This window comes from Actinomadura hibisca NBRC 15177 (assembly GCF_001552635.1).
Lineage (GTDB): Bacteria > Actinomycetota > Actinomycetes > Streptosporangiales > Streptosporangiaceae > Spirillospora > Spirillospora hibisca.
Window position 1 is genome coordinate 85482 of record NZ_BCRO01000051.1, and the last position, 13091, is coordinate 98572.

General features: G+C 70.2%; 17 protein-coding genes and 1 pseudogene. 12 read left to right on the forward strand and 6 right to left on the reverse strand.

The genetic code is table 11. The features are described from left to right. Nucleotides 1-63: 63 nt before the first annotated feature. From AH6_RS24485 to AH6_RS24490, 3 genes are read right to left on the reverse strand one after another with little or no spacing between them, the layout of a single operon-like run. Nucleotides 64-261 carry a hypothetical protein gene (locus tag AH6_RS24485; RefSeq protein WP_067483844.1) on the reverse strand — a complete coding sequence of 66 codons (198 nt, stop codon included), beginning with the start codon at nucleotides 259-261 and terminating at the stop codon, nucleotides 64-66. After that, nucleotides 243-386: a hypothetical protein gene (locus tag AH6_RS44015; protein ID WP_157431679.1), complete on the reverse strand. Its 144-nt coding sequence runs from the start codon at nucleotides 384-386 to the stop codon at nucleotides 243-245. The genes AH6_RS24485 and AH6_RS44015 overlap by 19 nt, the downstream gene beginning before the upstream one ends. Further along, on the reverse strand, nucleotides 383-661 hold the full coding sequence (locus tag AH6_RS24490) for a helix-turn-helix domain-containing protein (RefSeq protein ID WP_157431680.1): 279 nt from the start codon (nucleotides 659-661) through the stop codon (nucleotides 383-385). The genes AH6_RS44015 and AH6_RS24490 overlap by 4 nt, the downstream gene beginning before the upstream one ends. A 167-nt stretch (nucleotides 662-828) precedes the next feature. On the opposite strand from AH6_RS24490, the gene AH6_RS24495 reads away from it, so the two are divergent. Then, nucleotides 829-1260, forward strand: a complete 432-nt coding sequence (locus AH6_RS24495) for a hypothetical protein (protein ID WP_067483848.1) — start codon at nucleotides 829-831, stop codon at nucleotides 1258-1260. A gap of 231 nt (nucleotides 1261-1491) precedes the next feature. Then, nucleotides 1492-1869 carry a hypothetical protein gene (locus AH6_RS24500; protein ID WP_067483850.1) on the forward strand — a complete coding sequence of 126 codons (378 nt, stop codon included), beginning with the start codon at nucleotides 1492-1494 and terminating at the stop codon, nucleotides 1867-1869. Nucleotides 1870-1910: 41 nt separating this feature from the next. Here the strand turns inward: AH6_RS24500 and AH6_RS24505 are convergent, their stop codons facing one another. Next, the gene (locus AH6_RS24505) at nucleotides 1911-3356 is read right to left on the reverse strand and encodes a recombinase family protein (protein WP_067483852.1); all 1446 of its coding nucleotides are present in this window, start codon (nucleotides 3354-3356) and stop codon (nucleotides 1911-1913) included. Continuing rightward, the gene (locus AH6_RS44775; protein ID WP_067483854.1) at nucleotides 3356-3541 is read right to left on the reverse strand and encodes a hypothetical protein; all 186 of its coding nucleotides are present in this window, start codon (nucleotides 3539-3541) and stop codon (nucleotides 3356-3358) included. The genes AH6_RS24505 and AH6_RS44775 overlap by 1 nt, the downstream gene beginning before the upstream one ends. A 52-nt stretch (nucleotides 3542-3593) precedes the next feature. Between AH6_RS44775 and AH6_RS47130 the strand changes: the two are divergent. From AH6_RS47130 to AH6_RS24540, 9 genes and pseudogenes are all read left to right on the forward strand, one after another. Next, a pseudogene (locus tag AH6_RS47130) lies at nucleotides 3594-3725 on the forward strand (ATPase, T2SS/T4P/T4SS family); the annotation flags it as partial. Beyond that, nucleotides 3726-4307 (forward strand): hypothetical protein, encoded by a 582-nt coding sequence (locus AH6_RS47135; RefSeq protein ID WP_373861788.1) that lies wholly within the window; start codon nucleotides 3726-3728, stop codon nucleotides 4305-4307. Nucleotides 4308-4318: 11 nt separating this feature from the next. After that, nucleotides 4319-5011, forward strand: a complete 693-nt coding sequence (locus AH6_RS24515; RefSeq protein ID WP_245679451.1) for a type II secretion system F family protein — start codon at nucleotides 4319-4321, stop codon at nucleotides 5009-5011. Between the two features lie 461 nt (nucleotides 5012-5472). Then, nucleotides 5473-6021, forward strand: coding sequence for a type II secretion system F family protein (locus AH6_RS24520; RefSeq protein WP_083983413.1), 549 nt, complete (start codon nucleotides 5473-5475; stop codon nucleotides 6019-6021). A 446-nt stretch (nucleotides 6022-6467) separates the two neighbouring features. Continuing rightward, nucleotides 6468-6671, forward strand: coding sequence for a DUF4244 domain-containing protein (locus AH6_RS24525; RefSeq protein WP_067483858.1), 204 nt, complete (start codon nucleotides 6468-6470; stop codon nucleotides 6669-6671). A gap of 29 nt (nucleotides 6672-6700) precedes the next feature. Next, nucleotides 6701-7117: a TadE family type IV pilus minor pilin gene (locus tag AH6_RS24530; protein WP_067483860.1), complete on the forward strand. Its 417-nt coding sequence runs from the start codon at nucleotides 6701-6703 to the stop codon at nucleotides 7115-7117. Further along, nucleotides 7117-7881: an Rv3654c family TadE-like protein gene (locus tag AH6_RS42690; protein WP_083983405.1), complete on the forward strand. Its 765-nt coding sequence runs from the start codon at nucleotides 7117-7119 to the stop codon at nucleotides 7879-7881. The genes AH6_RS24530 and AH6_RS42690 overlap by 1 nt, the downstream gene beginning before the upstream one ends. A gap of 216 nt (nucleotides 7882-8097) precedes the next feature. Further along, on the forward strand, nucleotides 8098-9618 hold the full coding sequence (locus AH6_RS24535) for a hypothetical protein (protein WP_157431681.1): 1521 nt from the start codon (nucleotides 8098-8100) through the stop codon (nucleotides 9616-9618). A 164-nt stretch (nucleotides 9619-9782) separates the two neighbouring features. Next, on the forward strand, nucleotides 9783-10142 hold the full coding sequence (locus AH6_RS24540) for a hypothetical protein (RefSeq protein ID WP_067483864.1): 360 nt from the start codon (nucleotides 9783-9785) through the stop codon (nucleotides 10140-10142). A gap of 22 nt (nucleotides 10143-10164) precedes the next feature. Here the strand turns inward: AH6_RS24540 and sftH are convergent, their stop codons facing one another. Continuing rightward, entirely contained in the window at nucleotides 10165-12468 is a 2304-nt protein-coding gene (sftH, locus tag AH6_RS24545; RefSeq protein WP_083983406.1) for a DEAD/DEAH box helicase, read from the reverse strand. 260 nt (nucleotides 12469-12728) lie between these two features. Here sftH and AH6_RS24550 point away from each other — a divergent pair, with 260 nt between their 5' ends. Further along, entirely contained in the window at nucleotides 12729-13082 is a 354-nt protein-coding gene (locus AH6_RS24550) for an STAS domain-containing protein (RefSeq protein WP_067483866.1), read from the forward strand. The last annotated feature ends 9 nt before the right edge of the window (nucleotides 13083-13091 follow it).

Consider the following 13091-nt stretch of genomic DNA (forward strand, 5'->3'; position numbering starts at 1 on the left):
GGTGAGGGAGTAGGCCGTGGGTCCGTCCGGCCGGGTCAGAGCGGCCGGCGGGCCCGATTTCGTTCAGGCGCTCTTAATCGCCTCGGCGGGCGTGACGTCCAGGTGCAGGCGCAGCAGCCGCGCCAGCCGCCGGATCTCGTCCGGCGACAGCGGCCGGTCGGTCTGCGCGTCCTCCCAGCCCGCCCGGAACGCCTCGTCCGCCGTCCGGCAGATGCGGCCCGAGGGCTGCTTGGCGGCGGGCATCAGAGCGACGCCCCGCAACCGATGCAGCGGGCCCGGAACGGCTCGTTGACCGTGCCGCAGCCGCACTTTTTGAGCGGCCCCTTGGGTGGGTTGGCCAGGACGACGACGCGGACCGCGAGTGCGACCAGCGCGCGGCGGATCACGCCGACTCCCGGGCGGGCGTCAGCGTGGACGCATCGGCTGCGTCCATCAGCTCGCGCAGCTCGGCGGCTCGGCGCACGTCCACGGCCGTGAGCCCGACCGCGTGGGCGTAGGCGTTGGCCATGGCCCGGGACGCGGGGTAGCCGTTCTCAAAGTTGAGTACCGAGTCCGGGTGCACCTGGTGCCCCAGTTCGGCCATGCGTGCGGCGACGTCGCGGGAGGTAAGGCCGTGGGCCTCACGTATGGCCCGCAGCGGCACCATGGGAGGGATTCGCATGACGCCATCTTGCGCTAGGTAGCGATGGGTGTCAATGGGAACAGCGCTACATAGCGGTGATGGGTTGAAAAGGTGGCGACATGGACCGACAGGGAGCGCTATCCAAGGTTGATAGGTCGCCCTTACCTCGCTCGACCCATAGCGAGCCATCGTGCATCATTGCCGTCATGGGCTCTGATCCCGGCAACGATTGGCCCCGGCTGGCGCGCTTCGTTCTTGAGCGCCGCAACGAGCTGGGGCTCAAGCAGGAGGAGGTCCGCCAAGCTGGCGGGCCCTCTACCGCCACCCTGCGCAACATCGAAGGCGCGTCCCAGGCCAGCTACAAGCCGCACATCCTGGCTGGACTGGAGCGGGCGCTCCAGTGGAAAACCGGCAGCGTCCAGGCCATCCTGTCTGGCGGGGAGCCGCTCACCGCCGAAGCGGCAGCGCGCGAGGGGCTGGCACGCGAACGCGCCGGCCAGCCGACCGTGGCTGACATCGTGCAGCAGCACGACGAGATCCTTGCCAAGGTCAAGGAGTTCCTCGCCGACGCCGACGCGCGCGAGGAGCGGGTGCTCCTGGGGATGCTGCAAGCGCTCCGCCAGAGCCGCAGCGACTGAGACGCGTTAGACGTACAGGAGTGTTCATTAGTTCACTCGGGTCTGGGTGAGACTTTCCTATCCCTACCGAATGATGCGTTTTGATCACGTTACGGCGCATGATTGGACATTCCACGACGCCGACGGCGTCACAGAAGTTGGGATGACCACCGCCGGTACCCGCGACGCGGACCCTCCGCGAGAGTCCGTGACCAGCGCTGATCGCCCCTGGGACCACCTAGGAGCAGCCCAGTGCAGACCCGCAAACCCCCGCACCTGTCCACCCTCGTGCGGCACGCCGCCATCGCCGCGCCGATCGCCGTAGGGGCGTTCATCGTGGCCGTCGAGCTGACCTCGGGCGCTGATCCGCTCGCGGTCGGGCTGACGTTGATCGTGCTCGGCGCCGTCGCCGCCACCACGGTCATCGCCGTCAAGGTGCTGAACAAGCGCCTGACGCGACTGGAGCAGGGATTGGCCAGGGTCACGGGGATGCAGCAGCAGCACGACGACGACCTGATGCTGCTGGCTGCGCAGCAGCGAGACGCGACCCTCGCCATGCAGGTCAGGGTGGAACGTGCCACCGAGGGGCCGCGCGGCACCGAACCCAGCGGCGCCAACCGGCTCAACTAGGAGCTGACGGACCCGGCCGGCCCGCAACGGCCGGGCCCGCCCTACTTCGTCTTCGTCCTCTTCGCCTTCTTGGGCTTCGCCGCCTCATCCGCCACCGGCACCCGCTCCATCCGCACCGCCGATGTGTCGAACCCCGGGCCCCGCTTCGTAGTCGGCAGGACCGTCACCTTGTACGTGGCTCTCACCACCGACGTCCGCACGTCGATCGGCAGCTCGTCCCACTCGTCGCGCGAGATGCCCGCCACCCGCCGCAGCAGCCGCCGTCGCTCCGACATCGCTGCACTGTCCTGCAACTGCTTGACCTTGCGATTGAACCCGGCCAGCGACTTCATCAACAGCCCCGCGTCCAGGTCGGGATGATCAACCAGGTCCTCGATCTGCGTGACCACGGCCGCCTTACGCACCTCCAGCTCGGCGATCTCCTTGGCCACCGATGGGGCCGCCGTCATGATCTCCTCGATGAAATCCGGGTCATTCAGCAGCGCCAGGACGCGCCCCTCCACATACGCATCCAGGAGTGCGATATTCCGCCCCACCGATGTCGGGCATCCTTTAACCCGGCAATAGTAAAGGCGCGTTGTCTTTCGATTCCGGCCACCGGCGGGCTTAGGGAAAAGCCGGTGCTTCGTCTCACATGTAGCCACGCCCGTCAGCAAGTACTTGCGTTCTCTGCCCGGAGCGGGATAATCCTCCGCGCTCTGAGCAAGCAGAAGTTTGAGAGCCTCCCACGTCTCCGGAGAGATGATCGGCTCCCACACCGCCCTGTAGTAGACGCCACTTTGATAGACCAGGCCAGCGATGCGCGAGGCCTTCCACACGTTGGTGAGCCCTCGCAGAGTCCACTCATTACCTTCGGTCGTGCACGACACGCTGTTCATCCAGCGGAGAATCCCCCCACGGGATTGCCCAGACATCAACCGATCGACACTCTCAGCGATCACCTCGCATTCCGATTCGCGGCGAGTTTCTGCATCCGCCTCGAATCCGAAAGCGCGTTTCCCGCCCGGTTTCGCCTTTCCTTTCTTGGCTCGCGATTCCAGACCCCGCAGCACGCGGCGACTGGTGTCGTCGCTAGCCCGGCACGCCTGTGCGGCCTCGATCCGCAACACGAACCGGTCGTCGGAGTTGTCCAAGTTGCGAGTGCCCGACGGCGATGCGATGCGGACGCCTTTGGAGTCGGTGATGTTGAGGAGCTTCTCCAGGTCGTACGGCTGCCGGATGAGCCGGTCACCGTGGTAGACCACGATGGCGTCGATCTCCCCGGCCTCGATCGCGGCGAGCATCCGATCCCACTGCGGGCGCTTGCGGTTCCGCTGCCACGCCGACCGGTTGTTGTCGGGGAAGATGTGCTCTTCCGACACCGGCCAGCCGAGCCGCGCGGCCACCTCGCGGCAGTCGGCCTCCTGTCGTTCGACCTTCTCCAGGGAGCCGTCAGGGGCGTAGGAGAGGCGGCAGTAGATCCCGGCCGCCTTGGGAAGCGCGGCCACTACCCGCGCCGACGAAGCCGGGACAGGATGCGCTTGACGCGGCCCGCCGGGTGGAGCGTCGGCTCCGGCGAGGCGTCGTATCCCTTCGCGGCCAACCAGTCGCGGATCACCGCACCCTGCTTTTCGATGGCGGCGGTGCCGTGCTTGTAGTCGCGGGCCGGTCGCCGCTGGTGGCGCTCATTCATGTGGAGGTCCTTACCGGTGGGTCCTGATGTGAGTGTAGGTGCAAACGTACTTATGGGAACTCTCCTGAGCGCGCTGAACACCGGGCATGAAGGAGGTTGCGGCACGTTGCACGCCAACAGGGCCGCAGACGTACCGGCACGCCTGGAGGCCCTGGCGTGTGCGGCGGGCCTGACGAGGGAAGCGGTGCACAGCCAGCTGGCGGCGGCCCTGGACGTGATCGTTCACCTGGTGCGCGACCCGGCCGGCGGACGCCGCCGGGTGTCGGAGGTGAGCCTGCTGGAACGTGCGCCCGACGGGTTGGTGGGCGTACTTCCGGCAGTCGCGTTCACCGAGGCAGGCGACGTGGTGGCAGCCCCCGGAGCCGAAGCACTGGCAACGCGCCTGAACCACCGCTGGACCCCACCCCGCCCAAGCCGAAAACGAACCACCACACCTACCCCCGATACGAACGGTGTGGCCCCGGCGTCTCCCACGCCAACGAACGCGAAGCACGGTGACCAGCCTCACCCGAAGGCGAAGCAACACGCGTCAGGACACGGCCACTCCGGCCACCTCGATCAAGCCCGTTTCAGGCACGACCAAGACGAACCTGACCAGGAAGAACGCACCCCGGAAGAACGCACCCAGAAAGAACGCACTTCAGAAGCCTTCGCCGAGTTCGCCACGACCGCACTGACCACCGACCAGTACAGGAACAACCACCCCGACCCCGACCCCGACAGCCCCGACCGGCCCTCTACCGACCGTCTCCGCCCACCGCCATGAGCGGGGCAACGATGCTGGCGGCGCTCTGTGCGGCGGGCGCGACATGGACCTTCATGGCCCCGCCCCCGACCACAGGACGCCTGGCCCGGTTCCAGGCCGACCGGTCACCTGCCGTCTCGCTCACCGACCGGCTGTATCGCCTGCTGGCTGCCGGGTTCACCGCGTTCCGCGAACGCGGACGGCGGCCACAGCAGTGGCGGATGGCCGTCATCGAGCTGTGCGACGGCATGGCAGCCGAGCTGGCGGCGGGCCGCAGCCCGGACGAGGCGTTCAAGATGTCGGCCGCCATCCTCGACCCGCACATTTCCGCCCGTCTTCTGGGCGGCGCACGCCTGGAGGCCTTGGCAGCCGAACATCCGGGCGCGGAAGGATTACGTCTCCTGGCTGCCTGCTGGCGAGTCGGCGCGGAACAGGGCGGCACCCTGGCCTCCGTCCTGGACGGCCTGGCCTCCGCGCTCCGTGCCGAGGAGACACAACATCAGGAGATCGCCGCCCAGCTTGCCGCGCCCCGAGTCACCGCGCGGATGCTGGCCCTCCTGCCACTCCTCGGCCTCGGCATGGGGGCGGCCCTGGGCGCGAATCCGGTGGCCTTCCTCCTCGGCACGCTTCCAGGAGCGGGCTGCCTGGCCGGTGGCATCACCCTCGACCTGGTCGGCCTGTGGTGGACCCGTCGTCTGGCTCAGGCAGCGGAGGCCCCGAGATGATCGCGGCATGGGCGGCCGTTCTCTGCATGGCGCTCTGCGGCTTCCTGCTCCCCGCAGGCCCGAAGCCGACCGAACGAAGACTGGCCCGCAGCCTCCCTCCACCAGACGAACACCGCCGCCCGCCCTGCAAGAAGCACGGCCATACCAGCAAAGACGGACGCCCCAAGAGGCCCAGAGAAGGAAGGTATTTCAAGGAACGAGACCGTCCCGAACCATACGGCCGCCGCACAGCGCCCGGCCGTCCCAGCGAGCAAGCCCGTCCTGAGGCACGCGGCTCTCCAGGGGACCAACTCCACGCAAGAGAGCACAACCGCTCCAAAGCGCAGGGTCATCGCGGCCAGCGAGATCGCCTCAGTGAACGCACCCGCACTGGAGACGAGTGCACGTGCCAGAACGCTCCCGGCCGCCACGAACCACTCCTGCGCAAGGCGGCAGCCCTTGCGGTAGGGCTGGTGTGCTTCATGCTGCTGGGCGGCCTCACCGGAGCCGTGGCAGGGCTCGGCCTGGCAGCGTTCGTGCACCATTCCTTCAACCGGCTGGGCCATGCCGACCTCCGACGCCGGCACGCTCGCCTGATCGCGGATCTTCCTGTGGCGGTGGACCTACTCGCCGCCTGCATGCGAGGCGGAACGCCGTGGAGCGAAGCGGTCGACGCCGTCGCGGAAGCGGTCGGCGGCCCGCTGGGGGAAGAGCTGCGCGGCGTCGCCGTCCAGATCCGCCTGGGCGTCGATCCGGCAACTGCCTGGCTGGCCTTGGCCGACGACCCGCCCCTGGCTCCGTTGGCGCGGACCGCCGTCCGAGCCGCACAGACCGGCGCGGCCCCGGCGCCGACCCTGTCCCGCCTGGCCCAGGATCAACGCCGTACCGCGGGCCTGGCCGCCACCGCCCGCGCCCACGCGGCGGGCATCAAGGCCATGGCTCCCCTCGGCCTGTGCTTCCTGCCGGCGTTCGTGCTGATCGGAATCGTCCCGGCGATCGCGGGCTTCGCCGCAACGATCACCCTGCCCTGAAAGGAGCCACTCACAGGACCGGCGAATGACGCCTAGACCTGGAACGGCGCCACGTTGGCTCTGCTTGGGGGTGCAGCGACGCCCACGACGGCACACGCGCCACGTTGGCCCTGCTTGGGAGCGCAGCGGCACCTATGACGGCACGCGCGCCACCATGCCTTCACATCGAAGGTGTGGCGCGCTGTCAGCGTCGTCCCGCTCGCATATGGCCAGGTCAGCGACCCAGAATCTAGTTATCCACAGAATTGGATTCGGTCTGGTGTCGGCTACTCGCCAGGGTCACCCTTGAGTTGGTGAGGAGCTTTTCAGCCCCCGCTGTCGGAAGCGCTCGCCCTTCCAGCGGACTGAAAAGCATGGGCTTTCCTGGCTCAACCACACACGATTGCTCTCGAACCATTTCCCGACCCGAGGGACGTCCGTCTCTCGGAAACGATGAGGAGCGCACGATGAAGCAGGCGAAGAGGATCAAGAAGACGTTGTCGCGACGCTGGCGCACTGCCCGGGACGCCGGAATGTCCACGGTCGAATACGCCATCGGCACCGTCGCGGCGGCGACTTTCGCCGCGACTCTGTTCTACATCGCGAAAAGCCCAGAAATAAGGGCGATGCTTTTAGGGATCGTCAAGAAGGCCCTCGCGTTCGGCGGTTGACCGGCGCTTCGGCGGGGCGGGACCGCGGCATGGTGACCGCGGAGATCGCCCTGACCCTTCCCGCGCTGGTGCTGGTCACGGCCATCTGCCTGTGGGGAGTGTCCGTCGCCTCGGTTCATCTCGCCTGTACGGACGCGGCCCGTAGCGGCGCTCGCGCGGCCGCTCGCGGGGAGTCCCTTTCCGCTGTCCGCGCCGCCGTCGCGGAGGCCGTTCCCAACGGGGCTACGATCACCGTTCATCGCGACGCCGAGACGTCCCGAGTCGAGATCACCACCCGCATCCGGGCACCGGCGGCCGCCGGCCTGCCCCCGCTGACCGTCCACGCCCAAGCCATCGCAGCCACCGAACCAGGCGCCGATCCCGCCCCATCGCCGCCGCAGCAGCCGCAGCAGCCGCAGCAGCCGCAGCAGCCGCAGCCGCAGCCCATGAGCTCTGAGAGGAGGTGATGCGCGGTCCCGTAGGGGTGAGCGCCGCCCAAAGGGCGCGCTCGCCCCGTGGGGCTGGGGGCGCTCGCCCCGTGGGGCTGGGGCGCGGGGCGGCTTTTGGCTTGTTTTGTGGGGGTTGTGTCTGGGGCCGTTTGAGGGAGAGGGCGGGCTCTTTTGTGCAGGGGCTGGTGTTTGGGGTGGGCTGCTTTGTGGTGGCTCGGGTGCGGGGGGTGTTGGGGGATTTAGGTGGGTGCCGCAGAAGAGGGGCGTCGGGCAGGAAGGGAGAGGTGGCGGCGGTGTTCTTTGGGGCTGGGGCCAGCTTTGGGTTTGGGGTGTGTGGCTTGGTGCGTGATGTTGTTTTGTCGCGGTGGAAAGGTGTTTTTGAGGGTGGGCGGCGGGAGCGGGGGGCTGGGACGGTTTGGGTTGTTGCCTTTGTGGCGCTTGTTTGGCTTGTCGGGATCGCTGCCGTGGCCGTTGGCGGGATTCGGGTGACTCGGCAGCGGGCTGAGGTCGCGGCCGATCTGGCTGCTTTGGCGGGGGCCGCTCGGCTGGCCGAGGGGGAGGGGGCCGCCTGTCGGCGGGCGGGGCGTGTTGTCGCTGCTTCCCGGGGGCGGCTGTCGGGGTGCCGGGTGCGCGGTCGGGTCGTCGAGGTCGAGGTGACCATGGTGGTGCGCGGGCCGGGTGCGGTCGGGATGGTGCCCGTCGTTTCTCGGGCCAGGGCTGGTCCCGTCGGGCCCGAGGGCGTAACCTGGCGCCCCGCGGTTCGTTGCACCGAGTGTCAATAGGTGGCCGGAAGTGGGCTCGGGGGCGACGATGCCCTCTTTGTCACCTTCCTGTGACTTGCGCTACCACTTGGTACGTTACGCTGCGGTAAGCCCACAGTTATCACTCGACACGTCGGCCCCTCGCCCCCCGAATGGCCGGAGACTCCTCCCGCTGGGCGCGGCGTTCGGAATGAGCAGAACGTTGTCGGCAGATCATCCGATGAAGGGATTGAGGCCGTGACCAGGATTCGCAGGATCGGTGCTGTCGTTCTCGCCGCACCCCTTGCGATCGGTTTCCCGGTTCTGACCGCGACGCCCGCCCATGCCACCTCGGGCAGCGTCAGCGCCCCGGGGAACGGCGCGGTCATCACCAGTGGCTCCGCGGTCGCGGTGCGGGCGCAGTTCAAGGACGCCGTCAAGATGCAGCTCCGCTACAGCGGGCCTGCGGCGGGCGACACCTTCCTCAACGAGCGCAACTTCAGCGGTTCCCTGTCGGGCAGCATCCCGGTGACGCGCAACGGCCGGTACACCGTGTACCTCAAGGGCTGGCCCACCGGGAAGGTCTACGACTCCAACACCTTCACCGTGCGCATCCCCCCGGCGCGGCCCAGCGGCGTGTCGGCCAGCGCGTCCGGCACCAAGGTCACCGTCCGCTGGAACCTCGGGCTGGAGGACGACCTCACCGGCTACTCGGTGGGCGGCTCCGGCGTCAGCGACCGGAGCGGCGGCGTCGGCACGTTCTGCTCGGGCACCAGCTGCTCGGCCACCCTCACCGCCACCTCCGGCGGGTCGGTGTCGGTCAGCGTGCGCGCCCAGCGGTCCAGCGGCACCGGCGGCTCGGTCTCGTCGAGCGCCGGGACGGCCCGCACCTCGGTCGCCGGAGGCGGTGCCAACAATGGCGGCAGCGGTGGCGGCGGCACCGGCCTCACCCCGCCCAGCTACCCGTCGGGCACCACGCCGCCGGCGGGCAACACGACGCCGATCACGCCGTTCAACGACCAGTCGCCGGTCACGCTGCCGTCGGTGCAGCCGCCCGGCTCCACCCCGGGCTTCCTCTACCCGACGCCGCAGGTCGCCGGGCAGCCGGCGCCCAAGGCGGCCAACATGGCCGCGAGCAGCAGCCTCCAGTGGGGCAAGAGCGTCGGCATCGCGCTGATCCTGCTGGTGGTCGCCGCCCACCTCGGCACCTGGACGCGCCGCCTGCGGGTCGCCCAGGCCGGGGTCAGCGACAAGGGCATGGCCGCGCGCATGGCCCGCGCCGGAGCCGGACGCAAGCGGGTCAGCTCGGCCCGCGAGCACATCGCCGCCGCCGAGGCCATGGCCAAGACCGCCACCCTGACGCCGGCGGCCAAGGGCTCCGGCAAGGCGGCTGCGGGCGGCAAGGGAACCGCGGACAAGGCGGTCGTGGGCGGTAAGGGGACGGCCGCCAAGCGCGGCAAGGCTGTCTCTGCCGCTGGCAAGAGTGGGCGGAAGCCGGTTGTGGCTGATGACGCCAAGGGCGGCAAGGTCCAGCCGCGCCCAGCGGACGACGTCAAGGGCGGGCAGAAGCCGGTTGTGGCTGATGACGCCAAGGTCGAGCTGGACAAGGGCGTCAAGGGCGAGGCGGGCAAGCGGGCTGACAAGGGTGCCGCTCCGTCTGGGCGGCGTCGGCCGGCTGCTCTCGGCAAGCGGTCGGGCGGGGTGAACGTCCGGATCGCCAAGGCCGACGCGCCCGCCGACGGTCCGGGGCGGCGCGGGCGGCGCGCGAAGGCCAAGTAGGACGTGTGCGAGCGGCCGCCGGGTGGGGTCACCTGGCGGCCGTCCGGCTTCGGGGGCGTGCAAGATCTTGATCGGCTGAAGGGATGGCGGGCGGCCGGACGGACGTCTAGGCTGCCTTGCCAGCCGAGATCTCCCGGTTCGTCCGGAGATAGGGAGCGCTCCGCATGATCTTCTTGGGGTTGTTGTTCGCGGCCGCCGCCGTCGCGGTCACGGTGGCCGTCGTCGTGGACAACACCGCCGCCGCCCAGCTCAGCGCGTTCGGTGAGACCGTTCCCGGCGTCACCTCGCAGTGGCAGGTCTTCTTCGCCGGAGTGGTCGTCGCCATCGTCTTCATGCTGGGCGTCACCATCGCCGCCTTCGGCCTGCGCCGCTCCCTGGACATGCGCCGCGAGCTGCGGGACCTCCGCGACGAGCACGAGGAGTCCATCCACACGCTGGAGCTGGAGAAGCAGCAGCTCCAGCGTGCCCTCGCGCAGGCCCGCCGGGGCGGGCAGGCCCCGGCCGCCGCGCCGCACTCCCGCTGAGCCGCCGGTAGCGCGTCCGCGTTCAGCGAGGGGCCTGGCTCAGCAGTTCTCCCAGCAGGACCAGCGCGCCCTGCTTGTCCAAGGGCTCGTTGCCGTTGCCGCACTTGGGGGACTGGATGCACGACGGGCAGCCCGCCTCGCACTCGCAGGCCGCGATCGCGTCCCGGGTCGCGCCCAGCCAGGCGGCCGCGTCCGCGTAGCCGCGTTCGGCGAAGCCCGCGCCGCCCTCGTGGCCGTCGTACACGAAGACGGTCAGCAGGCCCGTGTCCGGGTGCAGCGCCGTCGAGACGCCGCCGATGTCCCACCGGTCGCACGTCGCGAACAGCGGCAGCAGGCCGATCGAGGCGTGCTCGGCCGCGTGGGCCGCGCCGCCCAGGTCCATGTCGCCCAGCTCCTCCAGCCGGTCGGCCGACAACGTCCACCAGACGGCCCGCGTGCGCAACGAGCGGGGCGGCAGCTCCAGCGGCTTCTCGCCCAGCATCTCGCCGGTCTGGAGGCGGCGCATCTGGTAGGCGACCACCTGGTTGGTGACCTCGACCGTGCCGAAGTTCAGGGTCGCCTCGCCCCAGGCGGCCGAGCGCAGCGTCTCCACGATGTGGATGTCGGTCACGTCGCGCGCGGTGGTCGAGTAGTCGGGCTCGGCGGCTTCGACCAGCGCGACCGAGTCGTCCAGGTCGAGGGTCTGGACGACGAACGACTCGCCCTGGTGCAGGTACACCGCGCCCTCGTGCACGTGGGTGTGCGAGGACGCCTCGTCCACCGTGCCCAGCAGGCGGCCGGTGCCCAGCTCGACGACCTGGACGGGCGCCCCGCCCGCGCCGCGGATGTCGGCCAGGTCGCAGGCGCGGTCGCGGCGCGTCCAGTACCAGCCGGTCGGGCGGTGCCGCAGCAGGCCGCGGCGCACCATGTCGGGCAGCAGCGCCGCCGTGGCCGGGCCGAACAGCTCCTCGTCGGCCTCGGTCAGCGGCAGCTCCGACGCCGCGGCGCACAGGTGGGGCTCCAGCACGTAGGGGTTGTCGGGGTCCAGGACGGTGGCCTCGACGGGGTTGCCGAAGATCGCCTCGGGGTGGTGGACCAGGAAGGTGTCCAGCGGGTCGTCGCGGGCGACCAGCACCGCCAGCGCGTCCTGCCCGGACCGGCCCGCGCGCCCCGCCTGCTGCCACAACGACGCGCGGGTGCCCGGCCAGCCGCAGATCACCACCGCGTCGAGGCCGGACACGTCCACGCCCAGCTCCAGGGCGTTGGTGCTGGCCAGGCCGACCAGCTCGCGGGAGCGCAGGGCCTGTTCGAGGGCGCGGCGCTCCCCGGGCAGGTAGCCCGCCCGGTAGGCGGCGACCCGGTCGGCGAGCTCGGGGGCGACCTCGGCCAGCGCGCGCTTCGCGCCGAGCGCGACCGACTCCGCGCCCCGCCGGGACCGCACGAACGCGAGGGTCTGGACGTCCTCGACCACGAGGTCGGCCAGCAGGTCCGACGCCTCGGCCGTGGCGGTGCGGCGGACGGGCGCGCCGTGCTCGCCGCGCAGGTCGGTCAGCGGCGGCTCCCACAGGGCGAAGGTCGCGGGCCCGCGCGGGGAGGCGTCGTCGGCGACCGCGACCACGTCCACCCCGGTCAGCCGGGACGCGGCCGCGGCGGGCTCGGAGGTCGTCGCCGACGCCAGGACGAACGTCGGCGCGGCGCGGTAGCGGGCGCAGATCCGGCGCAGCCGGCGCAGGATCTGCGCCACGTGCGAGCCGAACACGCCCCGGTAGCCGTGCGCCTCGTCGATGACCACGTACTTGAGGCGGCGCAGGAACGCCCCCCACCGAGCGTGGCCGGGCAGCAGCGATCGGTGCAGCATGTCGGGGTTGGTCAGGACGTAGTTGGCGTGCTGCCGCGCCCAGGTGCGCTCGTCGCGCGGGGTGTCGCCGTCGTAGGCGGCCGCGCGCACCCGGGTCAGGCGCAGGGCGCGCAGCGCGCGGAGCTGGTCGGCGGCCAGCGCCTTGGTCGGCGACAGGTACAACACGGTGCCCTGCTCGCGCGGGTCCTCGTCGTAGATCGTCGCGACGGCGGGCAGCAGGTAGGCCAGCGACTTGCCGGACGCGGTGCCGGTGGCGATGATCACAGACCGGCCGGCGCGGGCGTGCTCGGCGGCGGCCGCCTGGTGCTCCCAGGGCGCCTCGATCCCGGCTGCCGCGAGCCGCTGCACCAGCGGTTCGGGAGCCCAGTCCGGCCACGGCGCGCGACGGCCCTGACGTGCGGGAACCCCGTGCACGTGGGTGATCCGCCCGCGGCGGGACGGATCGGCCAGCAGCCGGTCCAGCGGAGGGAAAGATCTTTGGGCGCCCATCAGGTTTTCAGTCTGCCAGCATGGGCAGAACTAGGGGAACGCCCCGGCGCCGGTGGCCTGGTTCCCCCTGCCCTGACCAGTGGATCAGCAGGTCAGACCGGTCACCCGGGATGGCGCGAAGTTTCGCTCTCGTGGGCGATAACGTGCCTACACACCGCCGGAGCGTGGTTGAATTTCGACGGAGTTCCGTCGCCGCGAGCCATCCAGCCGGAGGATCGGGCGGCGGGATTGTGAATGTGCTGTAGGGCGCTGGAGGACCTGTGGACCTGAAGGTGAACGACTACACCACCGACGACGGTCTCACCGTCATCACGGTGGAGGGCGAGATCGACGTCTACACGGCGCCGAAGCTTCGCGAGAAGCTCATCGACCTGGTCAACAAGGGCAAGTTCCACCTGCTGGTGGACATGGAGAAGGTCGAGTTCCTCGACTCGACGGGCCTGGGCGTGCTGGTCGGCGGCCTGAAGCGCGTGCGCGCGCACGACGGCTCGCTGGAGCTGGTGTGCACCCAGGAGCGCATCCTCAAGATCTTCCGGATCACCGGGCTGACCAAGGTCTTCGGCATCCACGACTCGATCGCCGATGCCGAGGAGAAGCGCAAGGGCGCCAAGTAGGCCCACGCA